The following is a 22,184-nucleotide window of genomic DNA, read 5'->3' as shown; positions in this document are numbered from 1 at the left end:
CGGATGACCCCGACCCTGACCGAACAGATGCCGATCCTGAACTTCGCCGTTCAGACGGGGTTCGTCCTCGTGATGCTGGGCGTCATCCTCGCGATGATCCGGCTTATCAAGGGGCCGTCCCTGCCCGACCGGGTGGTGGCACTCGACACGATGACCGTGCTGATCGTCGCGTTCTGCGGGCTCTTCGCGCTGGACACCGGATCGGCGGCATTTCTCGACGTGGCGGTGGTGCTGGCGCTAATCGGGTTCCTGGCGACCGTGGCCCTGGCGCGCTTCGTCGAGCGGAAGGTCCGCCGCGCCCGCCCCGAGGACGCGATCCGGGTCGAGGAGGCACCGCGATGATCGAGATCATCCTCGCGATCTGCGTCCTGCTCGGCGGGTTCTTCGCCTTCATCGCGGGCCTCGGCATCTTGCGCCTGCCCGACGTCCTGATCCGGATGCACGCGACGACCAAGGCGGGCACGCTGGCCTCCGGTCTCATCATGCTGGCGGTCGCCATCGGGTTCGCCGACCCGCCGACTATCGCCAAGTCGGTCGCGATCGTCGTCTTCCTGCTTCTGACCGCGCCGGTCGGCGCGCATATGATCGGGCGCGCGGCCTTCCGATCGGGCGTGGCGCTCTGGGCGCCGACCAAGGTGGACCCGACCGCGAAGGCCAAGCTCGGCGTGCGGGAGCCGGGCGACTAGCCCCTGCCGCGGAGCCGGGCCCACCATGCGCGAACGCCGCGGCGCCGCTCGGCCACGTTGTCCTCGACCGCGTCCCATCGTTCGCCCGCATCCTCCAGCACCGGGTCGATCCGGTTGCGGCGGAAGCGGATGATTCGGACCGTGATGGCCCAGACGATCGCGGCCAGGATCGTCAGGAAGATGATGTTGAACCAAGGGATCGTGCTGACCTCAGGCCCCTCGACCTCGCGCACGCTGACGGCATTGGGGAAGATCGAGAGGAACTCCGAGCGCCAACCATAGTGCCGTAACGCGACCCACCGCGGCGCGACGGCGGTGGAAACGAGGTCCGTCGCCTCGGTCTGGAGGTTCGAGCTGTCGAGCTTGAAATAGGGCGGCCAGCCCCATCCCGTATCCTCGTTGCGATAGACCGAGACGCGGCCCGACGGGCGCACCGTTTCGATGAAGCGGACGTCGCGATTGGCCGCGGTCGCCCCGCTTCCGACATCGCCATCGGCCCAGAAGATCGAGTTCTCGCCGAAATCGACGCGGCGGACATCGGTATCGACCACCCGGACGATATCGGTCTGCGGCAGGGTGTAGTGCAGGAAGGCGGCGACGATGCCCAGAACGAGCAGGAGCGGCAGCCATTTCAAGACGCGCATAATGGCCCCCTCAGGCGTAATTGACGACGTAGATCAAGGTGCAGATGGCCCCGATCGGCAGGATATACACCCCCCAAAGCAACTTGCGGCGCAGGCTGCCCTGATAGCTGCGCAGCCCGTTCTCGACGAAGGTGTCGCGCGGCAGGGGCGGCTGGTCGCGCTGCCATTCTTCCTCGAGGCGGTCGCGCTCGCCCGCGCGGAAGTAGAAGACCAGCGCCCAGTAGATCACCGTCAGCGCGATCAGCAGCATCACAGCCAGTCTGAGAAGTCCGATCATGCCTGCTCCCTCATCTCGTGTGCCGGACCGATCCGCCGTCGCCATCCCGCGCACCCTAGCCGCTCCGCGTGCGAGTTGCGACAGGCGGGTGCGCGCCCCGGCCTCACCACGTCTCGGTCGTCCAGTGGCGCGGCAGATTGGCCAGCGACAGGACCATCATCGGCCCCCAGATCAGCGCGCTGCGCAGGCTGAGCACGGCGAAATGCCACGGCGCCTCGCGCCATACGACGCCGCCCGCCTCACCATAGAGCAGCACGAAGCCCAGCGCCGCCAGCACCGCCAGCAGGACCGACGAGAAGAGGCCGTTCGCGACGAGCCAGCCGACCCCTTCGGGGAGGAGCTTCCCCAGACCCCACGGCACGAACCACGCGACGACCAGCAGGGCGAGGACCGGCAGGAGGAGGGTCACGTCGCACAATCCCATGCGCGCGGCCGCCGAGACGCGCCGCCATTCGGTTGCGTTTCTGTCACGTCGCGCTCCATCCGGCTTCGGTGCCATCCTATCCGCGCAGGACCGCCGGCAGGCCGGGAATGGTCTGGCCCCCTGCCCGGTTTCGTCCCAGTGTGTCGCCCGGACCACGCCAAGGGAGGCCCGGATGGATCGGCTGTTGCAGGAGATCGAGCAGCGCGAGGGCGACCTCGTCGCGCTGACGCAGGCGCTGATCCGCATCCCGACGCTGAACCCGCCGGGGCGGCACTACCGCGACATCTGTTCCTTCGTCGGCGAACGTCTCGGCGCGCGCGGCTGGGAGGTGAAGATGGTGCGGGCCGAGGGCGCGCTGGGCGACAGCACGGCCTATCCGCGCTGGAACGTCATCTGCCGGCTCGAGGGGGCGGAGCCGGGCGATTGCGTCCACTTCAACAGCCATCACGACGTCGTCGCGGTGGGCCAGGGCTGGACCCGCGAGCCCTTCGGGGGCGAACTCGACGGGGGCCGGATCTACGGGCGCGGCGCCTGCGACATGAAAGGCGGGCTGGCGACCAGCATCGTCGCCGCCGAGGCCTTCGCCGCGATGCGGCCCGACTTCCGGGGCGCGATCGAGATCTCCGCGACCGCAGACGAGGAATCGGGCGGCTATGGCGGCGTCGCCTACCTCGCCGAGCAGGGATTCTTCGACCCGGCTCGAGTCCAGCACGTCATTATCCCCGAGCCGCTGAACAAGGACCGCATCTGCCTGGGGCATCGCGGCGTCTGGTGGGCCGAGATCGAGACCAAGGGGCGCATCGCCCATGGCTCGATGCCGTTTCTCGGCGATTGCGCCGTCCGCCACATGGGCGCGGTGATCGACGAGATGGAGCGGACGCTCTTCCCGCTGCTCGCCGGACGCCGCACCGCGATGCCGGTCGTTCCCGAGGGCGCGCGGCAGTCCACCCTCAACATCAACGCGATCCATGGCGGCGAGCCGGTGCAGGCGGAGGATTACACCGGCCTGCCCTCGGCCTGCGTGCCGGACCGCTGTGTCCTGACGCTGGACCGGCGGTTCTTGATGGAGGAGGACATCGCTGTCGTTAAACGCGAGGTCACCGAGATGATGGAGCGTGTCCGCGCAGAACGGCCCGAGTTCCGCTACGAGATCCGCGATCTCTTCGAGGTGATGCCGACGATGACGCCCGCCGACGCGCCTATCGTCCGCGTCGTGGGCGAGGCGGTCGAGGCGGTGCTCGGCCGCGCGCCCGAGCATGTCGTCAGCCCCGGCACCTACGACCAGAAGCATATCGACCGCATCGGGCGGCTGAAGAACTGCATCGCCTACGGGCCCGGCGTGCTGGACCTCGCGCATCAGCCCGACGAATGGATCGGGGTGGAAGACATGATCGACAGCGCCAAGGTCATGGCGCTGTCCTTGGATCGCCTTCTGGGGTGAGGACGCTCCATCTCGACATCAACGACCGCGGCAGCCGCTATGCCGTGACCGGCGCGCCGGCCCGCGACGCGGATGCGGCCAAGGCGGTCGTCACCGCGCTTTGCCGGGACAAGCGCTTCGCCAAGGCGACGCATCACAGCTGGGGCCTGATCGCCGCGGACGGGCCGGTAAAGAACGACGACGGCGAGGCGGGGGCGGGCATGGTCATCCTGCGCATGCTCGAGCGGGCGGCGCTGCGCGACCACGTGGTCATCGTGACGCGCTGGTATGGCGGCAAGCATCTGGGCGGCGATCGGTTCCGGCACGTCCAGACCGCTGTACGCGACTACCTCGCGTCCTGTGCGGAGCATCCCTGACAGGATTCTTTGCAAACTCTTCGAAGAGTTTGGACGCGGCGCTAGGTCGCGAGCCATGCTCGATGCCGACGATCGCCTGACCCTGATGGAAACGTTGCGCCGCGCCTACCCGGACGCGCGGCAACCGGCGACGAAAGGCGGGCGCGATCCGTTCCGGTCGGTCGTGAGTTGCATGCTCTCGGCCCAGAGCCTCGACCGGAACACGGCCGCCGCGTCGAAGGCGCTCTTCGCGCTCGCGCGGACGCCCGAGGGTATCCTCGCGCTGCCGGATGTCGAGATCGCGGCGGCGATCCGGCCGTGCGGGCTCTACAACGTGAAGACCCGTAACCTGAAGCGGATGTGCCGGTTCCTGCTCGACGAATATGACGGGCATGTCCCGACCGACCGGGACGGTCTGATGTCCCTGCCGGGCGTGGGGCGCAAGTGCGCCGATATCGTCATGGCTTTCACCTTCGGCGAGGCCGTGGTCGCGGTCGACACCCATGTCCACCGGGTCTGCAACCGCATGGGTCTGGCCACCGGCAAGACCGAGGCGCAGACGGCCGCGTCGCTGGAGGCCCGCATTCCGGAGGCGTTCCGCCGCGACGGCCACGTGATCCTTCTGACCCATGGCAAGCGAACCTGCCGCGCGCGCGCGCCGCGCTGCGCCGATTGCGCGGTCGCGCCGCTCTGCGAGGCGGTCGCCGGGGCCCGGACCTGACGGGACTGCCCCACGGACACGGCTTGCCCCCGACGCGGGGGGTTGGCTACGCTGGCGCACCGTACCGGGGAGGACCTGACCCATGCTTCGACAGACAACCGCCATCCTGCTGCTGACCGCGTCCACCGCGCTGGCCCAGCAGACCGACATCACCATCGGCATGCAACTCGAGCCGCCCAATCTCGATCCCACGGGCGGGGCCGCCGCGGCCATCGACGAGGTCGTCTATGCCAATGTCTTCGAGGGGCTGACGCGGTTCGGGCCGGACGGGTCGATCCAGCCCGCACTGGCCGAAAGTTGGGACGTCTCCGAGGACGGTCTGACCTGGACCTTCGACCTGCACGAGGGCGTGACGTTCCACGACGGCACCACGATGGATGCCGAGGACGTGGTCTTCAGCCTCGACCGCGCGCGCGCCGAAGATTCGACGAACGCGCAAAAGGCGTTGTTCGAGGGGATCGCGAGCGTCGAGGCGGTTGACGCCCAGACCGTGCGCATCACGCTGGCCGCGCCGAACGGCAACCTGCCCTTCAACCTCGCTTGGGGCGACGCGGTGATCGTGGCGCCGGAAAGCGCGGAGACCAACGCCTCGGCGCCCGTGGGCACGGGGCCGTTCACCGTGGCGGACTGGGTGCAGGGCGACCGGGTCGAGCTGGCGCGCAACGACGCCTATTGGGGCGACGCCCCCGCGCTGGAGCGCGCGACCTTCAAGTTCATCTCGGACCCGAACGCCGCCTTCGCCGCCGTCATGGCGGGCGATGTCGATGCCTTCCCGACCTTCCCCGCCCCCGAGACGCTGTCGAGCTTCGAGGCCGACCCCCGGTTCAGCGTCATCGTCGGCTCGACGGAGGGCGAGACGATCCTCGCGATGAACAACGTGTCCCTTCCCGACGCGCGCGTGCGGCAGGCGATCACCCACGCGATCGACCGGCAGGCGATCATCGACGGTGCGATGTTCGGCTACGGCACGCCCATCGGCACGCATTTCGCGCCGCACAACCCGGATTACGTCGACCTGACGGACCGGTCGGCCTTCGACCCCGACCGCGCGCGCGCGTTGCTGGCCGAGGCCGGGGCGACGGACCTGACGCTTCGCCTGATGCTGCCGCCCCCGGCCTATGCGCGGCGCGGCGGCGAGATCATCGCGAGCCAGCTGCGCGCGGTCGGGATCGAGACCGAGATCGCCAACCTCGAATGGGCGCAATGGCTCGAGCAGGTGTTCCGCGGCAAGGATTTCGACCTGACCATCGTCAGCCATACCGAGCCTGCTGACATCAACATCTACGCGCGGCCGGATTATTACTTCCAGTACGACAACCCCGCGTTCCAGGCCCTGATCGATGAGCTTTCGGTCGAGACCAACCCCGAGCAGCGCAGTGCGCTCTCGCGGCAGGCGCAGGAGATCATCTCGGGCGATTACGTGAACGCCTACCTGTTCCAGCTGGCCAAGACCGGCGTGGCCGATGCCCGCATCCAGGGCCTGTGGGAGAATTCGCCCACGCAGGCCAACGACCTGACCGGCGTCAGCTGGTCGGAATGAGGCGCGGCGGGGCGGCCTCCGGGCCGCCTCAGCCCCAATCGGGCGCGGTGGTCTGCGGCGCGTAGGTGCCGAAGGACCACTCGTGCCCCTCGGGATCGGTGCCGCGCCAGCGTCGTGTTCCGAACTCTGTATCCTCGGGGCCGTAGACGACCCCGGCCCCAGCGGCGACGGCGCGCGCGTGATGGGCGTCCACGTCCTCGACCACGAGGTAGAGACCCGGCGAGCCGTGATCGGGCGCGGCATCAACGGTGCCCAGCATGATGACGCCGTTGCCGTGGCGCATCTCGGCATGCATCACGCGCCCGTCGGGGCCGTCATGCGCCTGCACGTTCTCGAGCCCGAAGGCGTCGGCGAGAAAGGTCATCGCCGCCTTGGCGTCGACATAGCTGAGATAGGGCACGATGGCCGGGCTGTCGGTCATGGTCGTCTCCTGCATGCATGGGGTCGAATGGCGCGATCCTAGCATGATCCCCGATCCGGTTCCGCCTCTGGCCGCGCCGCCGCGGCAGGCTAACTGCACCCCATGACACTCCGCGCCATTCTCGTCCTTCTCGCCGCGCTCGCCTTCGCGGTCTCCCCGTTCTTCGTCCCCGGCTTCGGGGGCTACGATCCGACGCAATTCCCCAACCCGATCGAAGACCCGTCGGTGCAGCCGGCGGGCTATGCCTTCTCGATCTGGGGGCTGATCTACCTGTGGCTGATCGCCATGGCGGGCTACGGGGTCTGGGCCCGGCGCGGCGATCCGGCTTGGGACGCGACGCGCGTCCCGCTCCTCCTCAGCCTCGTGGTGGGTGCGGCGTGGCTGGCCGTCGCCGTCGCCTCGCCGATTTGGGCAACCGTCCTCATCTGGGTCATGCTGGGCGGGGCGCTCTGGGCGCTGAGCCGAACGCCCGACACGGATCTCTGGTGGCTGCGCGCGTCGATCGGGCTCTATGCCGGGTGGCTGACTGCCGCCTCCTCGGTGTCGATCGGACTTCTGGCGGCGGGCTGGGGCTGGCCGCCCTTCGGCGAGACGGGCTGGGCCATCGCGGCGCTCTCCATCGGGCTCGCCATCACGGTTGCGATGCTGCGGACGCGGGCCTCGCTGATGTATGGCGGGGCCGTCGTCTGGGCGTTGATCGCGGTGACCGTGCGCAACGGGTTCGATCTCGTGGGGATCTTCGCGGCCGGCGCGGCGGTGGCCGTCGCGCTCCTGACGCTGGCCGCCTTGCGCGCCGCGCGGGCCTGAGCCGCGCGGCGCCACGCCCTCAGCTCAGATCGTCGCGTTCGTGGCCCCGCCATCGGCCAGCAGGTTCTGGCCCACGATGAAACCGGCATGGACCGAGCAGAGAAAGGCGCAGGCCTGACCGAATTCGGCCGCGGTGCCGTAACGATTGGCCGGGATGGTCGCGGCGCGGGCGGCACGGGCCTCCTCGATGGAGATGCCTTTCGACTTGGCCACCGGCCCGTCCAGCGCGTCGGCCCGGTCGGTCGCGTGGATCCCGGGCAGCAGGTTGTTGATCGTCACACCACTGGAGGCGACCTGCCGCGCCGTGCCCGCGACGTAGCCCGTAAGCCCGGTGCGCGCCGCGTTCGACAGCCCAAGCTGCGGGATCGGCGCCTTGACCGATTGCGAGGTGATGTTGACGGCACGCCCCCAGCCCCGGTCCATCATCGCCGGCAGGCACGCCTTCATCAGCGCGATCGGGGTCAGCATGTTGGCGTCCAGGGCCGCGATGAAATCGTCCCGGTCCCAATCCGACCAGAGGCCCGGGGGCGGGCCGCCAGCATTCGTCACGAGGATGTCGGGGCTATCCGCGGCGGCGAGCACCTCGGCCCGTCCGGCCTCGGAGGTGATGTCGGCGGCGACGGTCGTGACCTCGACGCCGTAGCGCTGGCGCAGATCGGCAGCTGCGGCCTCCAGCGCCTCGGAGCCGCGCGCGTTCATCACGAGGTTCACGCCCGCCTCGGCCAGCGCCGTCGCACAGCCCAGTCCCAATCCCTTCGACGACGCGCCCACCAGCGCCCGCTTGCCCTTGATGCCCAGATCCATCGCAACTCTCCCCTTTTTGTCCGTTTGGCCCGTCCTATCAGCCCGCCCCGGCGGCTTCACGCCCACAATTCCGTAACGTCGCCTCAATTCTAATGATGCGGTCACCGCACGGCCCTGTTTTCGCCCCTGCGCGCCGGGTACCGTGTTGAAATGACGGAATCGTCCTCCCCCCTCGCGGCGCTCAGCCGCTGCATGGTCCACGATGCGGGCGCCCTCTCGGTCGAGACGGGCGCGCTGATGGGGGATGCGATCGGCAGCGTCGACGAGGTCGTGGCGGGCGACATCTATTGCCTCGATCCGGGCGCCCCGCAGCGCGAGCTGATCCTGACCCGGATCGGCGGCGGCATGGCGGTCGGCCCCGGCAGCTCGGTCGGCATTGCCGGACAGGCCGTCACGGCACTGGCGCGACATCAAATCATGGGCGAGCGCGGATCGATGGTCGAGGTGCTCGTTCTCGAGCTGGACGGCGCACGCCTGGCATTGCCGCTGGGCCCGCTCTCGGCCTCGGACGATTATACACTGATCGCCTCCGAGACGGTCGAGGGCGAACTGTCGAACGTCGCGCAGGTCAGTTTCACGCGCGGCACCAAGATCACCATGGCCGATGGTCGCCAGACCCCGGTCGAGGCGCTGGCGACCGGAGACCGCGTCCTGACACGCGATAACGGCCCGCAGGCGATCCGCTGGATCGGCCGCCAGACCGTGCGGGCCGAGGGCTCAAACGCCCCCGTCCGAATCGCCGCGGGTGCGCTCAACAATGCCGACGACCTGATCCTGTCGCCGGACCATCGCCTGTTCATCTACCATCGTGACGATGCCATGGGCGTCGGGCGGGCCGAACTGCTCGTCCGGGCGCGGCATCTTGTCGACGGGGACGGCATCGTGCGGATGGCCGGGGGGCATGTCGATTACTTCCACCTGCTCTTCGACGCGCACGAGATCATCTACGCCGAATGCATCCCGGCCGAGTCGCTTCTGGTCTCGCCCGAGGTTCTGGCCGGCATGGACGAGGACATGGCGCTCGATATCGCGCGGCGCATGGCCGGTCGTATTCAGCATCCGCATCACGGGGTGGAGCCGTCGGCCGCCGATCTCGACGGGGTCGATGCGACGGCACTTCTGGGGCGCGCCCTACCGGGGCGCAGCTAGCTCCAGCGGTCGAGCGCCGCCTCGTCCGCGGCGACTGCCGCGACCCACGCCTCGCCCTCGGCCGTCACCTCCTTCTTCCAGAAGGGTGCCCGCGACTTGAGGTAGTCCATCAGGAACGCCGCCGCCTCGAAGGCCGCCGCACGATGCCGCGCGGCCGTCGCGACCATCATGATCCGCGCCCCCGGCGGCAGGCGCCCATGGCGGTGGATGATCGTCACGCCGGCCAGCGTCCAGCGCACCGCCGCCCGCTCTGCCATGTCGGTCAGGGCGCGCTCGGTCATGCCGGGATAATGCTCGATTTCCATGTGGCGCAGGCCATCCGCGCTGTCGCGAACGCGGCCCGTGAAGGTGACTACGGCGCCGGTTTCGGCCCCATTTTCAAGACGCGCGGCTTCGGCCCCGAGGTCGAAATCCTCCGGGCCGACGACGATGCGCGGTGTCATCGCCGCCATCTCCGCTTCCGGTCGGGGCAGGGCATCGTCTAGCCGCCGGTCATGGGTGGAAAGAATGCGATCTCCCGGACGCCCCGCAAGGGCGCGCCGAGATCGGACAGCTCCTGGTCCAGCGCCACCTTGACGCTTCCCATGTCGGCAAAGGCGGCGGCATAGCGCGGCTCGCGTCCGCGCAACTCCTCGACCAGATCGGCGACCGTCGCCGCCTCGGTCTCGACCATCTCGCGGCCCAGCCCGATCCGCTCGCGCAGCCACGCGAAATAGAGCACCTGCACCGTCACGCCTTGGTGTCCCGCAGATGCGGCTTCGCCTTCGAGAAATAGTCCCAGCCGGTCATCGCCGTCAGCGCCGCCGCGACCCAGAGCAGGATTACGCCGATCAGGAAGGTCGTCGCTTCGGCCTGCACCATCGTGGTCAGCCCGATCTCGTCGGGCACCGCGCCGGTCAGGATCGAGTCCACCATGGGCAGGTCCATGCCCTCGGTCCGCTCGAGGAAGGCGTGCTCGAACACGCCCGCCGCGAAGAGCACCGCAATGGCCGTCATCTGCGCTGTCGTTTTCCACTTGGCGAGCTTCGTGACTTTCAGAAGACCCGCCGTCGCCCCGAGGAACTCGCGCAAGCCGCTGACGAACACCTCGCGGAAGAGGATGACCGTCGCGGGCAGAAGGATCCACGGGTTCATGCCCGAGAACCCCGTGATGACGAGGAGTGCGATCACCACCATCGCCTTGTCGGCGATCGGGTCGAGCATCGCGCCGAAGCGGCTCTCCTGATTGTATTCGCGCGCCCACCAGCCATCGATCCAGTCGGTGACGGCGGCGACCACGAAGAGGACGAGTGCGAACCAGTCCGCCCAGGGCCGCGCGAAAAAGAGGAACATGATCGCCACGCCGGGCGCGGCGAGGAGGCGCAGGACGGTCAGGATATTGGGCACGTTCCAGTTCATGGCCTTGGTTTAACGAGGTTCCGGTGGGGGTGCCATCCCCGCCGCATGGGCGGGGCGCCGGGTGGCGCCCCTGAGCGTCAGTCGAGGGCGTAGCGATGCAGCGTGACCCCGCCGCCGTAATCCCGCGCCTCCAGAAGCCGGGACGCGACGGCCCCGCCCGACCAGAGCGGCACGCCACCCCCGAGGAGGATCGGCGCGCGCTTCAGGACGACTTCGTCGATGAGGCCGCGATCCTTCATCGCGGTCGCCAGCGCGCCGCCACCGCAAAGATAGACCGGGGCGGTGGCCGCGGCGCGGAACGCCTCGACCGCGTCGAGATCGCGGCAGATGCGGATCTCGCTGCCGGGCAGGTCGAGCGTCGTCGAGACGACGCAGGCCACCATGCCCGGATAGGGGTTCTCTCCCGCCGACAGGCCGTAGGCGAAACCGAACTCGTAGGTCGCGCGACCCATGATGACCGCGCCATAAGTGGCGAGGCGGTCGCGGTAGTCGTCGACCACCGCGCCGTGATGCGGAAAGCGGGAGATGTCGGCGCCGGGGCCGCAGATGAAGCCGTCGCCGGAGACGGCGACGTCGTAGATGATGGGTTGCATGGAAAGATCCTGAGCTGAATGGGATGGCGCGCGGTCGTAGCGCGCGGATCGGGATTCAGGCGGTCAGGATCATCGGCAGGGCACTCCTCGGCGTGGCTCCGGTCTCGCATCCCGGCCGCGCGGGCGCAACGGCAGCGGATCGGCCCGCCGTACTCGGGCTCAATCCCGCTCGTGGAAATGGGCGTGGATCGTCTCAGCGATGGTGTCGCTGATGCCCTCGACCGCCTTCAGGTCGGCAAGCGCCGCGCGGCTCACCGCCTTGGCTGACCCGAAATGCGTCAGCAGCGCGCGCTTGCGCGTCGCCCCCACGCCCGGCACGTCGTCGAGCGGGTTCGCCACCAGCGCCTTCGCGCGCTTGGCGCGGTGGGTGCCGATGGCGAAACGGTGCGCCTCGTCGCGCATCCGCTGAATGAAATAGAGGACGGGATCGTTGCGACGGAGCGCGAAGGGGCGTTGGCCCGTGCGGTGGAATTCCTCCTTGCCGTGGTCACGGTCGACGCCCTTGGCGACGCCCACCATCGCCACGTCCTCGACCCCCAGTTCGCGCAGGATCTGGCGCACGGCGCTGACCTGACCGGCGCCGCCGTCGATCAGCAGAAGGTCGGGCCAGAGCCCCGATGTCCGCTCGGGATCTTCCTTAAGAAGGCGCTTGAACCGGCGGGTCAGCACCTCCTTCATCATCCCGAAATCGTCGCCCGGCGTCAGCTCGTCGCCGCGGATGTTGAACTTGCGATATTGCGATTTCTCGAACCCGTCGGGGCCGGTGACGATCATCGCTCCGACTGCGTGGCTGCCCTGGATATGGCTGTTGTCGTAGGTCTCGATCCGTCGCGGCGGCGCGGCGAGGTCGAACGCCTCGGCCACCCCGCGCAGCAGCTTCGCCTGCGTGGCGCTCTCGGACATCTTGCGGCCGAGGCTTTCGCGCGCGTTGCGCACGGCCCCCTGTACCAGCTCGTGCTTCTCGCCCCGTTGCGGCACCAGAAGCTGAACGCGGCGCCCGGCCTTCGTGGACAGCGCCTCGACCATAAGGTCGCCCTCCTCGATACCATGAGACAGAAGCACCATGCGCGGCGGCTCCTTGCCGTCGTAGAACTGGCCGAGGAACGCCTCCATCACCTCGGCGGGCGAGTTGTCCTCGGCGACGCGCGGATAGACATCCGTATTGCCCCAGTTCTGGTTGGCGCGGATGAAGAACACCTGGATGCAGGCTTGTCCGCCCTCCATGTGCAGCCCGATCACGTCGGCCTCGGGGACGCCTTGCGGGTTCACGCCCTGCGTCGACTGCACGTTGGTCAGCGCCTTGATCCGGTCGCGCATCGCGGCGGCGCGCTCGAACTCCATCTCGGCGGCGGCCGCCTCCATCTCCTCGGCGAGCTTCGCCTGGATCGACGTCGTCTCGCCCCGGAGGAACCGCTCGGCATCCTTGACGCTGGCGGCATAGGCCGTGGGCGTGATGAACCCCACGCAGGGCGCGCTGCATCGCTTGATCTGGTAGTTGAGGCAGGGCCGCGTGCGCCCCTCGAAATCGCTGTCCGAGCAGTTCCGCAGCAGGAACACGCGCTGCAACTGGTTGAGCACGCGGTTGACCGCGCCCGCGCTGGCGAATGGCCCGAAATAGAGCCCCTGCCCCTTCCGCCCGCGATGCTTGCGGATCTGCGGAAAGGCATGCCCCGTCGTGACCTCGATATTCGGAAAGGATTTGTCGTCGCGCAGCAGCACGTTGTATCGCGGCTTGAGCTGCTTGATGAGGTTCTGCTCCAGCAGCAGCGCCTCAAGCTCGGTCTGCGTCGTCAGAACCATCATCGACGCGGTCTCGGAGATCATCCGGCGGATGCGCGGCGAATGACCCTGAAGCCGGGTGTAGTTCGCCACCCGGTTCTTCAGGCTGCGCGCCTTGCCGACGTAAAGAATGCGATTCTGATCGTCGAGCATCCGGTACACGCCCGGCGACCCGTCCAGCGTTTTGAGAAAGCGCTTGATGACGGTCGGGCCGGTCGGCTTGGGAGCGGATTTCGTGTCTGCCATGGCGGGGTCTGATTCTGGAATCGGGCTGCTTCGGATCGAGGGGAGGATCAAGGGGTCCGATGGGTGTCAAAAGAGGTCGACACCTGTGGATAAGGGTGGGAGCGGAATCGTCTCGCCCCTAATCATAACGGCACCGTCACATCACTGTCACCGTTTCCGAAATTTCCCTCGTCGGCGCAAGCCTCTCATATCAAATGACATTTATACGATGTCGGGCCTAACGCATTGATCGGACTACCGAGTCCAGCGAACTTGACAGGGGTCGACCTTACGCGTGGACAATTTTCGAACCGGGTGACGTAAGGGCCGCGAATGAATCTGTCATTCGACCCCCAGAACGTCCGGTGTGCGCCATCCCAGATGCTGGCCCCCATCGACGCAGATCAACTGTCCTGTAACCGCGTCTGCTGTGACGAGATAGCGCAGCGCCGCAGCGATTCCAGCGGGATCCGCGCCGCGCTCCAGTATCGTCGCGGCGCGCTGCGCGTCGAAGTGGCTCTGGCTCTGGCGACTGCCCTTCAGGGTCGGGCCCGGACCGATGGCGTTGACCCGGATCTGAGGGGCCAGCGCCTGCGCCGCCGTCTGCGTCAGTGTCCAGAGCCCGGCCTTGGCAAGCGTGTAGGTAATGAACTCCGGCGTGAGCTTCAGAACCCGCTGGTCGATGAGGTTGACGACGCAGGCGCGCGCGACCGGTTCGCCGTCGTCGCCCGGAGCGGGGGCCTGCGCGGCGAAGGCCTGAATCAGGAGGAAGGGCGCCTGCAGGTTCGACCGCATGTGCCGGTCCCAGCTCTCGCGGGTGGCCGTCCGGAGGGTGTCGTATTCGAAGATCGAGGCATTGTTCACCAGAAGGTCAAGCGGCCCGCCCAAGGCATCGGCCGCACGGGGCACCAGGGCCTCTGCCGCGTCGAGATCGGTCAGGTCGGACTGAAGGGTGACCGCCCGACGCCCTTCGGCACGGACAGCCTCGGCGGTGGTCTCGGCCCCTTCGGCGCTCGACGCGTAATGGATCGCGACGTCGTGGCCCAGCCGCGCCAGCTCGACCGCCATCGCCGCCCCGAGACGGCCCCCGGCCCCGGTGACCAATGCCGTCATACCAGCGCCCAGACGAGGTAGCCTGCATAGAGCGCCGCGAGGATCGCGCCACGCCCCCGCGTGATGTCGAGCTTGAGGAACACGAACGGCGCAAGGAGCAGCGTGGCCGCCAGCATGACCCAGAGGTCCTTGGCCAGAAAGTCGGGATCGACCGGAACCGGGCCGACGAGGACGGCGACGCCCATGATGCCCAGAAGGTTGAACAGGTTCGAGCCGATCACGTTGCCCAGCGCCACGTCCGCGTGCCGCCGGATCGCCGCCATCACCGTCGTCGCAAGCTCCGGCAGGGACGTGCCGATCGCGACCAGCGTCAGGCCGATCACCGTCTCGCTGACCCCCAGCGTGCGTGCCACGGACGTCGCGCCATCAACCAGGAGGCTGGCACCGAGGGGCAGACCGATCAGGCCCAGCCCGAGAAACAGGGACATTTTCCAGCCGGGCAGCCCCGGCTCCGCGCCCTCGACCTCCACCTCCTCGCCGCGCGAGGACAGGAACGTCGCGGCCAGAATGCCGGCGAGCACGATCAGCAGTACGATGCCGTGCCACCAGACCAGCGTCCCCGACAGACAGAACGCGATGAAGAGGAACGTCGCCGCCAGCATGTAGAGATAGTCGCGGCGCGTCTCGCAGACCGAGGTGTGCATCGTCGCGATCAGGGCGGGGATGCCCAGCACCAGCAGCACGTTGGCCACGTTCGAGCCGACCACGTTGCCGAGGGCGAGGCCCGGCACGCCGTCGAGAATTGCCTGCACGCTGACGAGGAGTTCCGGCGCCGACGTCCCGAACGCCACGACGGTCAGGCTGACCACCAGCGCCGGCAGCCCGAGCCGGAGTGCGAGGTTCACCGCGCCCTTCACCAGCGCGTCGCCCGCGAAGATCAGAATGACGAGGCCGACGGCCACCAAGGCAAGGTCGTACAGCACGCGCTCAGCCCTTCCCGCAGGGACAGGGCCCGCGCCCTGCGCGCGGCGCGCCGCAGGCCTTGCACCGCGCGCGCGACAGCTTCGGGACGCCGGGCATCCGCAGCTTGCCGAACATCGCCAGCACGCCCATGCCGATCAGGAAGAGGGTGACGATCTTGATGATCATTCAGAGGCCGTAGCGCGACCAGATGGCCCGCTGCTCGATCGACGCCATCAGATCCAGCGCGACGCTCGGGATCAGCCGCTGAAGCAGCGGCCGCCGCATGGTCAGCGCGCGGAACGATGTCTTCTCGCCGTAGCGCGCCTTCATCACGGGCACGAGATGGCCGATCCCGTCCACCAGGCCCGCATCGACCGCCTCCGCACCCACGAAGATGTCGCCGGTGAAAAGGTCGCGACTTGTATCAAGGCGGTCGCCCCGCCGCGCCCGAACGAAGGCGATGAAGCTGTCATGGATGCGCGTCTGGAGCGCCTTCAGACGTTCGATATCGCTGTCCCGCTCGGGCCGGAACGGATCGAGGATCGACTTGTCCTCGCCGGCCGTGTGGACGCGCCGTTCGATCCCGTAGCGCTCGATGAGATCATGAAAGCCGAAGCCTGCCGAAATGACGCCGATACTGCCGGTGATCGAGCTGGCGTCGACATGGATATCGTCCGCCGCCGCGGCGAGCCAATAGCCGCCGGATGCCGCCACGTCCTCGACGAAGGCATGGACGGGGATGTCGAGTTCATCCGCCAGGCGACGGATCTGGCCCCCGATCAGCGACGACTGCGCGGGCGAGCCGCCCGGCGAGTTGATCGACAGCGCCACGGCCGTCGGCTTGGATTTCCGAAACGCCCGTTCGATCAGCGGCGCGATCGCCGCATGGGAGAGCGCCCCACGCGTGCCGTTCGAGACGATCACGCCCTCGAGTCGGAGAACCGCGACGCGCGGCGGACGGTCGAGAAACGGGAGGCGGTGGCGCAGACGATCGAGCATGGTTCGGCATGTATGGCACGCCGGGGGGGCCGACAAGGCACGGCCCTCCGGCGGCGCCCGGCGGGCTACGGTTCGGGCCCGAAGATTGGACGTCTGGGCGCAATGTCGGCGCTGGCACCGCGCGACACCGGAGTGCATCCAAAGGCGCGCTTAACGGACGACGAATTCCGCATGCAGGGCACCGGCGGCCTTGATGCTCTTGAGGATGTCGATCATGTCGCGGGCCGACACCCCGAGGGCGTTGAGCCCGGCGATCACGTCCGAGAGCGTCGTCCCCCCCTCGACCAATGCGAGACCGGGTCCCGGCTCCTCCCGGAGGGCGACGCCGGTGCGCGGCACCACGACGGTCTCGCCTTCGCCGAAGGGGCTTGGCTGCACGACGAGCGGGGCCTCCTCGATGCGCAGGGTCAGGTTGTTTTGGGACACCGCAACCTGGCTGATGCGCACCTCGCTTCCCATCACGATCGTGCCCGATGCCTGATCGACGACCACCCGAGCCTTGTGCTGCGGTGCGACCGTCAGGTTCTCGATGGCGCTGATCGCGTGCGCAGGCGACGGACGGCCGGTCGCCGCGATGTCGATCAGGACGGTTCCCGAATCCAGCATGCGCGCCACCGACCGGTTGAGGCCCCGGTTGATGACCCGTTCGATCCGCGCCGCCGTGGTGAAATCCGGCTCGCGAAGCGCCAGCCGGATCTGTCGAAGGTCACCGAACTCGAAATCCACCTCCCGCTCGACGCGACCGCCCGCGGGCACGACCCCGGCCGTCGGCACCCCCTCGATGACGGTCGCCGCGGCACCCGTCGCGGCCACGCCCCCGGCGATCACCGTTCCCTGGGCGACCGCATAGACCTCGCCATCGGCGGCGGTCAGCGGCGTCATCACCAGCGTTCCGCCCAGCAGGCTGTCGGCATCGCCGATGGCCGATACCGTGACATCCAGCCGACCGCCGGCGCGCGCGAATGGCGGCAGCGTCGCCGTCACGATGACCGAAGCCACGTTGCGCGGGCGGAACTGCTCGCCGGTGACGTTCACCCCCAGCCGCTCGAGGACATTCTGCATGATTTCCTCGGTATACGGCGCGTTGCGCAACCCGTCCCCCGTTCCGTTCAGCCCGACGACCAGGCCATAGCCGATCAGATCGTTGCCGCGGACGCCGTCGAACTCGACCAGGTCCTTCAACCGAATATCCTGTGCGCGCGCGCCGCCCACCGCGAAACACGCGGTGCAGATCGCGATGGCCACAAGCATCAGGCGGATCATCGCAGGTAGTCCGTCAGCGACAGACGCGAAAGCCGCGCCGTCACCGCATAGTGGCTTTCGAGGCGCGAGATCTGCTCCTGAAGGCGGGACGCTGTCTCGTAAGGATCGCTTCCGACGATCTCGGCGATGGATGCCTCGATCGAGAGCATCTCGGCCGACACCCGCGCCACCCCGTCCGAGAGCCCGTTGGCGACCGTGCCGATGCGGCCCTGTGTTGCGACCACCGCGCCGGAATTGTGGACGAGCCGTTCCAGCAACTCGGCGTGCAGATCAGCGCGATCGCCGGGATCGGTCGAGGCAGGACTGGCCGGAAGGATGGCGAGGATGGCCGTATCCCGCAACGTGGCGCGGATCGCCGGATCGTCGAGATCGACCGGGATCGCGACGGATTGGCCCTGGCCCGTCGGGAAGCGCACGTTCGCGGTCGCGAAGTCCCGCATGACGGATGTCTCGAACGTGCCCCCCGGCGCGAAATAGTCGTCGAACGTCTGGAGCAAGATGTCGGGATCCGTCTCCGCGGCGGCCAATGCGCGCAGATCGGCCAGAAGCGCGTCCGGCGACGGCAGAACGGACCCGCCGGCATCGCCGTTGGCGAAGAGGGCGCGCCCGTCCTGTGTGCCGCCCAGCCGCGCCATCATCGCCGCCAGCGTGTCTTCGGCGGCCAGGGCGATGGCCGTCGTACCCGCACCGGAATCCTCACCGGACAGCACGGCGAGCTGTTCAATCAGCACGGCCTGATCGCCCGCGTTCGCGGCCAAGGCCGACAAGAGCCCATCCGACCACCGCTCGGCCCGCGCAAGCGAGGTGTGACGCGCCAAGGATGTTCCGAGGTCATGGCGAAGGCGCGACAGTTCGGAAAAATCGCTGCGCACGGCGCGCCCCCGGTCGGCGACCTGACCGGACGCCATCTCTTGCGACAGCGTCTCGATCCGCTCACGGATCGCTGCGCCGACATCATTGCTTCGGGCAGGAACGGAGCCAAGGGAAATGGTCATCTCAAATCTCCGTAATTCGATCCATCATGGCGTCGACCGCCTGGATCACGCGTGCATTCGCCGCATAGGCGCGCTCGATCTCGATCAGGCGGCGCATCTCGGCATCGGTATCGACAGGCCCGCCGTCGCGGGCAGCCGTCAAATTGTCGGCATGGGCACGGGCCACCGCGCCCTCGTCTTCGGACCGGATGCGGCTCGAAGAGATCTCGGATCGCATCGTTCCCAGAAGATCCACGAGGCTGCCGGCCGAGCGCGCCGGATCGGTCACGGGCACGTCGCGCAGGTGCAGCGCGGCGCCGAAGCGCAAGAGCTGCGCCGGATCGCCGGCCGGGCCCGCCACCAGGGCGCCGAACCCGTCGCGAAGCGGGAGGAGCGTGGCCGGATCCGTCGGATCGAGGACGTCGTTGACACGAAGGCGGGCGGCCAGACCCGCGGGCGGGGCAGCCGAGAGCGCGCCACCCGCATCGGTAAAGAGACCGGGATTTCCGGGGCCAAGCGACGGGTCGGTTCCGACCCGGGCAAAGCGGTCGATGAGATCGGCGGCGAAGGCATCAAGCTGATCCGTGGCCGCCGGAGCATCGCGATCGCGAATGTCGAAGAGCGCGCCCAGCCGACCGCCGCCGACCGCTCCTGCGCCGCCGGTGGCCACAGGGCGACCGTGGATCGTCAACTCGGACAGCTGGCCCGGGGCCACCATGTCATCGGTCACGACCGCTTGGGGGGTGAATTCGATCGCGGCTGCGCGCCCGTCGAGTAGGATCGTGCCACCTGCAGAGACCAGGGCGACCGCGCCGCCGTCCCGGGCCAGGCGGCGGACCGGTATAGCCTCGGAGATGCGGTCCACGAGAAGGCCGCGCCGATCGCGGAGGTCTGACGCGTCCTGACCCGACGCCTCGACGCGCATGATCCGGGCATTGAGGTCCGCGACGTCGGCAAGGTCCGAGTTGAGCGCGCGCACGGTCGCGTCGATCGCGGCATCGGCACCCTGCCGGGCGGCCGTCACGACATCAGCGACATCGTTCAGCCGGTCGGCCAGCGCGCCCGCGTCGCGCGCGACCGCGGCGAGAAGCGTCCCAGAAGTGGGGTCGGAGGCTGCGGCGACGAGGGCCGCGTCGAAGGCCGCGAGGCGCGCCTGCACGCTTCCGGGATCGCCCGGATCACCGATCGCAGCGTCGAGCCGAGCATGGAAGGCTTCGGCGGTCCCCGCCCGCGCCGCGTCGGCACTCGCGTCACGGCGCAATTGGGCCAGTGCGGGATCGACGACGCGGCGGGTGACCGCGCGCCCGGGAATTTCGCCCTGCACGATTTCGCGACGGCGGTAGCCGTCCGTATCGGCATTGGCCACGTTCGAGGCGACGGCCTCGGCGCGGCGCGACGTCAGGGACAGGCCCGACATCGCGGAATTCAGGGAAGCGGTCAGGGACATGGCGAACTCCGGTCAGGATGCGTCAGCGCTTGATGTTGGTCGTTTCCTGCAGCATCTCGTCGACGGTCTGGATGACCTTCGCGTTGGAGCTGTAGGCGCGCTGGGTCTGGATGAGCTGGGTCAACTCCCCCGCGACGTCGGTGGTACTCTCCTCTCGGGCGAAACCGACCATCGCGCCGACCGGGCCTTGGCCCGCATCCCACAGGTAGAACGCACCGCTCTCGCTAGAGATGGCATAGGTCTGGTTCGGGAGTGCCTTGAGGCCATTCAGCTTCGGGACGTCCACGATCGGGATCTGGTAGAGGGCCTTGCTGAACCCGGTATCGTAGAGCGCGCGGAGGATGCCGGTCTCGTCGACTTCGATCGAGGTGAGATTGCCGACCGGCGAGCCGTTCTTGCTGATCGAGAGGGGTGCGAACACGTCCGAAAGCTGGGACAGGCCCTTCGCCTCGAGCGGGCGGCCGACTTCGACTTCGATGTCGCCACCCAAGGCGCCAATCGTCATTCGTCCGGTCGCGGGGTCGTACGCGCCGGCCGAGAGCGGCGTCACCGCCGAGATCGTGCCGCCGTTCTGGCGCGTGTCGTCGAACAGGATGTCGAATTCCCCGATGACGATGCCGCCCTGGCCCTGATCACGGATCTCCATCGTCCAGCGATTGCTGGATCCCGCGGTCGGGATCACGGGCGTATAGGTGACGTCGAGCCGCTCCGCTTGCCCGAGGCTGCCAAAATACTCGAGCGTCAGCTCCCGTGGGTCGCCCGTCGCGTCGAATTGGGTGTCCGTCGCGGGAAGATTGACGCCCATCAGGATCTCGGTGGTGGGATCGCCTTCGAACGTATTGGTGTCGACGCGGACGGGTTGCAGACCGCCGGATGCGTCGCGCGGATAGGCGGGGATGATGCCGTCATTCGTCGCGGGCCAGCCAAGAAGGACGAGCCCGCTTTCGGTGCGCAGCACCCCGCTGGCATCGGGCCGGAACGATCCGGTCGTCGTCAGTCGCATCTCGACCGCCTCGCCCGAGGCCGCACTGGTGGCGGTCGTGACCGGGATCATGCCGCGCCCGCCGACCGCCAGATCGGTGGCGTTGCTCGTGGTGATGAGCGTGCCGCGCTGATCGATCATGCGCCCCGTTGTGACGCGTACGCCGCCTGCGGAATAGTTGCCCTTCGACTGATTGAGCACGAGCGAATGGAAATCCGCGACGGCGCGCTTGTAACCGAAGGTGGCCGAGTTCGCGATGTTGTCGGAGATCGTTGCGAGCTTGCTGGCGTTCACGTTCAGACCGGTCACGCCGGCATTGAGGGAAGAGGAGATCGTCATCGGCAATCCTTGCTGAAAAACTCGGGCTTCGGTCGGATGGTGCTGCGGCGAGCATGGCCGCCGGGTCTTAAGGCGGGGCTAACGCCGCCGCGGCGCGCGGGCTGTTATCGTGGTCGCGCGGGTCGCGGCGTGTTGCGCAGAAGGATGAGTTCGACGCGATTGTTCCGCTCGGACAAGGGGTTGGCGTTGGCGGGGCGGCGGTCGGCATGGCCGGTGATCCGGGCGACCCGACCGTCGTCGATCCCGATCGTCGGCAGGGCCGCGCGGAGCGAATCGGCCCGCGCGGTCGACAGCGCCCAAAGCCCGGCGTCCCGCACCACGATCGGTGCGGCGGCGGTGAAGACGCCGATCGCGATCATGTTGCGGCGCGGCGTCAGCTCGGACTTGGCCGCCTGGATGATACCGAGGAGAAGGGGCGTCGGCGTGGTCCCGTCGAACAGCGGCCGGTCCGGCAGGTCGAAGATCTCGATCACGGTGCCTTCGTCGGAAAGGCGGACGGTGACGTGGCGAAGCTGCTCGGTGTCGAGAAGGCTGTCGCCGCCCTTTCCCATCAGCGCGGCGGCCGCGGCCGTCATCTCGCCCTCTGCATCCGCGGTCCCATGCACCTCGGTGGGGGTGATGCCGCCGCGCCCGGTCTGGACGACAAGCGCGTCGGCGGCGGTGCTGTCGCCGCCCATCGCGCCATCCCCGCCGCCCGAGGCACGGCTGATTGCGATCGTGGGATTGAAGTAGTCCGCGAGGCCCTTGCGCTGCTTCTCGGTGGTGGCATTGAGGAGCCACATGAGCATGAAGAAGGCCATCATCGCGGTGACGAAATCGGCATAGGCGACCTTCCACGCGCCACCGTGATGCCCCCCACCCTCGACCTTCTTGATGCGCTTGATGATGATCGGGCGCGCGTCGTTGCCTGCCATGTCCGG

The 22,184-nt window shown here is 68.4% G+C and carries 27 protein-coding genes; 8 read left to right on the top strand and 19 right to left on the bottom strand.

Going from position 1 to position 22,184, the window contains the following annotated elements:
• Nucleotides 1-3: 3 nt before the first annotated feature.
• Nucleotides 4-342, top strand: a complete 339-nt coding sequence (locus Q0833_RS01905) for a cation:proton antiporter (RefSeq protein WP_298429701.1) — start codon at nucleotides 4-6, stop codon at nucleotides 340-342.
• A complete protein-coding gene (gene mnhG, locus Q0833_RS01900) occupies nucleotides 339-686 on the top strand; it encodes a monovalent cation/H(+) antiporter subunit G (protein WP_298429700.1) in 348 nt (115 codons plus the stop codon). Before Q0833_RS01905 ends, mnhG begins: the two co-directional genes overlap by 4 nt.
• On the opposite strand, the gene Q0833_RS01895 is transcribed toward mnhG, so the two are convergent.
• From Q0833_RS01895 to Q0833_RS01885, 3 genes are all read right to left on the bottom strand, one after another.
• Nucleotides 683-1,330 (bottom strand): DUF1523 family protein, encoded by a 648-nt coding sequence (locus tag Q0833_RS01895; protein ID WP_298429699.1) that lies wholly within the window; start codon nucleotides 1,328-1,330, stop codon nucleotides 683-685. The two genes, mnhG and Q0833_RS01895, sit on opposite strands and share 4 nt — an antisense overlap.
• A gap of 10 nt (nucleotides 1,331-1,340) precedes the next feature.
• Nucleotides 1,341-1,607 carry a hypothetical protein gene (locus Q0833_RS01890; protein ID WP_298429698.1) on the bottom strand — a complete coding sequence of 89 codons (267 nt, stop codon included), beginning with the start codon at nucleotides 1,605-1,607 and terminating at the stop codon, nucleotides 1,341-1,343.
• A gap of 103 nt (nucleotides 1,608-1,710) precedes the next feature.
• On the bottom strand, nucleotides 1,711-2,016 hold the full coding sequence (locus tag Q0833_RS01885; protein ID WP_298429697.1) for a hypothetical protein: 306 nt from the start codon (nucleotides 2,014-2,016) through the stop codon (nucleotides 1,711-1,713).
• Between the two features lie 187 nt (nucleotides 2,017-2,203).
• Between Q0833_RS01885 and Q0833_RS01880 the strand changes: the two genes are divergently transcribed.
• From Q0833_RS01880 to Q0833_RS01865, 4 genes are all read left to right on the top strand, one after another.
• Nucleotides 2,204-3,472, top strand: coding sequence for an acetylornithine deacetylase/succinyl-diaminopimelate desuccinylase family protein (locus Q0833_RS01880; RefSeq protein ID WP_298429696.1), 1,269 nt, complete (start codon nucleotides 2,204-2,206; stop codon nucleotides 3,470-3,472).
• Nucleotides 3,469-3,828, top strand: a complete 360-nt coding sequence (locus tag Q0833_RS01875) for a YigZ family protein (protein ID WP_298429695.1) — start codon at nucleotides 3,469-3,471, stop codon at nucleotides 3,826-3,828. Before Q0833_RS01880 ends, Q0833_RS01875 begins: the two co-directional genes overlap by 4 nt.
• Nucleotides 3,829-3,883: 55 nt before the next feature.
• Entirely contained in the window at nucleotides 3,884-4,528 is a 645-nt protein-coding gene (gene nth, locus Q0833_RS01870) for an endonuclease III (RefSeq protein WP_298429694.1), read from the top strand.
• 82 nt (nucleotides 4,529-4,610) lie between these two features.
• Complete coding sequence (locus tag Q0833_RS01865) at nucleotides 4,611-6,068, top strand: ABC transporter substrate-binding protein (protein WP_298429693.1); 1,458 nt, start codon at nucleotides 4,611-4,613, stop codon at nucleotides 6,066-6,068.
• 28 nt (nucleotides 6,069-6,096) lie between these two features.
• On the opposite strand, the gene Q0833_RS01860 is transcribed toward Q0833_RS01865, so the two are convergent.
• Nucleotides 6,097-6,489 carry a VOC family protein gene (locus Q0833_RS01860; RefSeq protein WP_298429692.1) on the bottom strand — a complete coding sequence of 131 codons (393 nt, stop codon included), beginning with the start codon at nucleotides 6,487-6,489 and terminating at the stop codon, nucleotides 6,097-6,099.
• Nucleotides 6,490-6,591: 102 nt separating this feature from the next.
• On the opposite strand from Q0833_RS01860, the gene Q0833_RS01855 reads away from it, so the two are divergent.
• Complete coding sequence (locus tag Q0833_RS01855) at nucleotides 6,592-7,296, top strand: tryptophan-rich sensory protein (RefSeq protein ID WP_298429691.1); 705 nt, start codon at nucleotides 6,592-6,594, stop codon at nucleotides 7,294-7,296.
• Between the two features lie 24 nt (nucleotides 7,297-7,320).
• Here the strand turns inward: Q0833_RS01855 and Q0833_RS01850 are convergent, their stop codons facing one another.
• Nucleotides 7,321-8,100, bottom strand: coding sequence for an SDR family oxidoreductase (locus Q0833_RS01850; protein ID WP_298429690.1), 780 nt, complete (start codon nucleotides 8,098-8,100; stop codon nucleotides 7,321-7,323).
• A gap of 150 nt (nucleotides 8,101-8,250) precedes the next feature.
• On the opposite strand from Q0833_RS01850, the gene Q0833_RS01845 reads away from it, so the two are divergent.
• Entirely contained in the window at nucleotides 8,251-9,249 is a 999-nt protein-coding gene (locus Q0833_RS01845; protein WP_298429689.1) for a Hint domain-containing protein, read from the top strand.
• On the opposite strand, the gene Q0833_RS01840 is transcribed toward Q0833_RS01845, so the two are convergent.
• From Q0833_RS01840 to Q0833_RS01775, 14 genes are all read right to left on the bottom strand, one after another.
• Nucleotides 9,246-9,692 (bottom strand): molybdenum cofactor biosynthesis protein MoaE, encoded by a 447-nt coding sequence (locus Q0833_RS01840; RefSeq protein WP_298429688.1) that lies wholly within the window; start codon nucleotides 9,690-9,692, stop codon nucleotides 9,246-9,248. The two genes, Q0833_RS01845 and Q0833_RS01840, sit on opposite strands and share 4 nt — an antisense overlap.
• A 38-nt stretch (nucleotides 9,693-9,730) precedes the next feature.
• Nucleotides 9,731-9,976, bottom strand: coding sequence for a molybdopterin converting factor subunit 1 (gene moaD, locus Q0833_RS01835; RefSeq protein WP_298434915.1), 246 nt, complete (start codon nucleotides 9,974-9,976; stop codon nucleotides 9,731-9,733).
• 2 nt (nucleotides 9,977-9,978) lie between these two features.
• The gene (pgsA, locus tag Q0833_RS01830) at nucleotides 9,979-10,647 is read right to left on the bottom strand and encodes a CDP-diacylglycerol--glycerol-3-phosphate 3-phosphatidyltransferase (protein WP_298429687.1); all 669 of its coding nucleotides are present in this window, start codon (nucleotides 10,645-10,647) and stop codon (nucleotides 9,979-9,981) included.
• Nucleotides 10,648-10,724: 77 nt separating this feature from the next.
• Nucleotides 10,725-11,240 carry a dihydrofolate reductase family protein gene (locus Q0833_RS01825; RefSeq protein WP_298429686.1) on the bottom strand — a complete coding sequence of 172 codons (516 nt, stop codon included), beginning with the start codon at nucleotides 11,238-11,240 and terminating at the stop codon, nucleotides 10,725-10,727.
• Nucleotides 11,241-11,399: 159 nt separating this feature from the next.
• Nucleotides 11,400-13,265 (bottom strand): excinuclease ABC subunit UvrC, encoded by a 1,866-nt coding sequence (uvrC, locus tag Q0833_RS01820; protein WP_298429685.1) that lies wholly within the window; start codon nucleotides 13,263-13,265, stop codon nucleotides 11,400-11,402.
• Nucleotides 13,266-13,586: 321 nt separating this feature from the next.
• A complete protein-coding gene (locus Q0833_RS01815) occupies nucleotides 13,587-14,357 on the bottom strand; it encodes an SDR family oxidoreductase (protein WP_298429684.1) in 771 nt (256 codons plus the stop codon).
• Complete coding sequence (locus Q0833_RS01810) at nucleotides 14,354-15,280, bottom strand: calcium/sodium antiporter (RefSeq protein ID WP_298429683.1); 927 nt, start codon at nucleotides 15,278-15,280, stop codon at nucleotides 14,354-14,356. The genes Q0833_RS01815 and Q0833_RS01810 overlap by 4 nt, the downstream gene beginning before the upstream one ends.
• 4 nt (nucleotides 15,281-15,284) lie before the next feature.
• Nucleotides 15,285-15,446, bottom strand: a complete 162-nt coding sequence (locus Q0833_RS01805; RefSeq protein ID WP_298429682.1) for a hypothetical protein — start codon at nucleotides 15,444-15,446, stop codon at nucleotides 15,285-15,287.
• Nucleotides 15,447-16,247, bottom strand: a complete 801-nt coding sequence (locus Q0833_RS01800; RefSeq protein ID WP_367274959.1) for a S49 family peptidase — start codon at nucleotides 16,245-16,247, stop codon at nucleotides 15,447-15,449.
• A gap of 162 nt (nucleotides 16,248-16,409) precedes the next feature.
• Nucleotides 16,410-17,522, bottom strand: a complete 1,113-nt coding sequence (locus Q0833_RS01795) for a flagellar basal body P-ring protein FlgI (protein WP_298429680.1) — start codon at nucleotides 17,520-17,522, stop codon at nucleotides 16,410-16,412.
• Nucleotides 17,519-18,517, bottom strand: coding sequence for a flagellin (locus Q0833_RS01790; RefSeq protein WP_298429679.1), 999 nt, complete (start codon nucleotides 18,515-18,517; stop codon nucleotides 17,519-17,521). The genes Q0833_RS01795 and Q0833_RS01790 overlap by 4 nt, the downstream gene beginning before the upstream one ends.
• 1 nt (nucleotide 18,518) lies before the next feature.
• The gene (gene flgK, locus Q0833_RS01785) at nucleotides 18,519-19,943 is read right to left on the bottom strand and encodes a flagellar hook-associated protein FlgK (protein ID WP_298429678.1); all 1,425 of its coding nucleotides are present in this window, start codon (nucleotides 19,941-19,943) and stop codon (nucleotides 18,519-18,521) included.
• 22 nt (nucleotides 19,944-19,965) lie between these two features.
• Entirely contained in the window at nucleotides 19,966-21,264 is a 1,299-nt protein-coding gene (locus Q0833_RS01780; RefSeq protein ID WP_298429677.1) for a flagellar hook protein FlgE, read from the bottom strand.
• Nucleotides 21,265-21,368: 104 nt separating this feature from the next.
• On the bottom strand, nucleotides 21,369-22,178 hold the full coding sequence (locus tag Q0833_RS01775; RefSeq protein ID WP_298429675.1) for a flagellar motor protein MotB: 810 nt from the start codon (nucleotides 22,176-22,178) through the stop codon (nucleotides 21,369-21,371).
• Nucleotides 22,179-22,184 lie beyond the last annotated feature (6 nt).

Origin of the sequence: uncultured Jannaschia sp., from assembly GCF_947503795.1 — a bacterium.
Classification (GTDB): Bacteria; Pseudomonadota; Alphaproteobacteria; order Rhodobacterales; family Rhodobacteraceae; genus Jannaschia.
This window is presented reverse-complemented; position numbering and strand designations above follow the sequence as displayed.

Excerpts from the sequence above, each read along its gene's own strand:
- Q0833_RS01825 (WP_298429686.1), bottom strand. The coding sequence starts at position 11,240 with ATGCAACCCATCATCTACGACGTCGCCGTCTCCGGCGACGGCTTCATC.
- Q0833_RS01880 (WP_298429696.1), top strand. The coding sequence starts at position 2,204 with ATGGATCGGCTGTTGCAGGAGATCGAGCAGCGCGAGGGCGACCTCGTC.
- Q0833_RS01905 (WP_298429701.1), top strand. The coding sequence starts at position 4 with ATGACCCCGACCCTGACCGAACAGATGCCGATCCTGAACTTCGCCGTT.
- Q0833_RS01790 (WP_298429679.1), bottom strand. The coding sequence starts at position 18,517 with ATGACCATTTCCCTTGGCTCCGTTCCTGCCCGAAGCAATGATGTCGGC.
- Q0833_RS01780 (WP_298429677.1), bottom strand. The coding sequence starts at position 21,264 with ATGACGATCTCCTCTTCCCTCAATGCCGGCGTGACCGGTCTGAACGTG.
- Q0833_RS01860 (WP_298429692.1), bottom strand. The coding sequence starts at position 6,489 with ATGACCGACAGCCCGGCCATCGTGCCCTATCTCAGCTATGTCGACGCC.
- Q0833_RS01805 (WP_298429682.1), bottom strand. The coding sequence starts at position 15,446 with ATGATCATCAAGATCGTCACCCTCTTCCTGATCGGCATGGGCGTGCTG.
- Q0833_RS01775 (WP_298429675.1), bottom strand. The coding sequence starts at position 22,178 with ATGGCAGGCAACGACGCGCGCCCGATCATCATCAAGCGCATCAAGAAG.
- Q0833_RS01895 (WP_298429699.1), bottom strand. The coding sequence starts at position 1,330 with ATGCGCGTCTTGAAATGGCTGCCGCTCCTGCTCGTTCTGGGCATCGTC.
- Q0833_RS01855 (WP_298429691.1), top strand. The coding sequence starts at position 6,592 with ATGACACTCCGCGCCATTCTCGTCCTTCTCGCCGCGCTCGCCTTCGCG.
- Q0833_RS01850 (WP_298429690.1), bottom strand. The coding sequence starts at position 8,100 with ATGGATCTGGGCATCAAGGGCAAGCGGGCGCTGGTGGGCGCGTCGTCG.
- Q0833_RS01795 (WP_298429680.1), bottom strand. The coding sequence starts at position 17,522 with ATGATCCGCCTGATGCTTGTGGCCATCGCGATCTGCACCGCGTGTTTC.
- Q0833_RS01840 (WP_298429688.1), bottom strand. The coding sequence starts at position 9,692 with ATGACACCGCGCATCGTCGTCGGCCCGGAGGATTTCGACCTCGGGGCC.
- Q0833_RS01890 (WP_298429698.1), bottom strand. The coding sequence starts at position 1,607 with ATGATCGGACTTCTCAGACTGGCTGTGATGCTGCTGATCGCGCTGACG.
- flgK (WP_298429678.1), bottom strand. The coding sequence starts at position 19,943 with ATGTCCCTGACCGCTTCCCTGAATTCCGCGATGTCGGGCCTGTCCCTG.
- nth (WP_298429694.1), top strand. The coding sequence starts at position 3,884 with ATGCTCGATGCCGACGATCGCCTGACCCTGATGGAAACGTTGCGCCGC.
- Q0833_RS01845 (WP_298429689.1), top strand. The coding sequence starts at position 8,251 with ATGACGGAATCGTCCTCCCCCCTCGCGGCGCTCAGCCGCTGCATGGTC.
- uvrC (WP_298429685.1), bottom strand. The coding sequence starts at position 13,265 with ATGGCAGACACGAAATCCGCTCCCAAGCCGACCGGCCCGACCGTCATC.
- mnhG (WP_298429700.1), top strand. The coding sequence starts at position 339 with ATGATCGAGATCATCCTCGCGATCTGCGTCCTGCTCGGCGGGTTCTTC.
- pgsA (WP_298429687.1), bottom strand. The coding sequence starts at position 10,647 with ATGAACTGGAACGTGCCCAATATCCTGACCGTCCTGCGCCTCCTCGCC.
- Q0833_RS01865 (WP_298429693.1), top strand. The coding sequence starts at position 4,611 with ATGCTTCGACAGACAACCGCCATCCTGCTGCTGACCGCGTCCACCGCG.
- Q0833_RS01815 (WP_298429684.1), bottom strand. The coding sequence starts at position 14,357 with ATGACGGCATTGGTCACCGGGGCCGGGGGCCGTCTCGGGGCGGCGATG.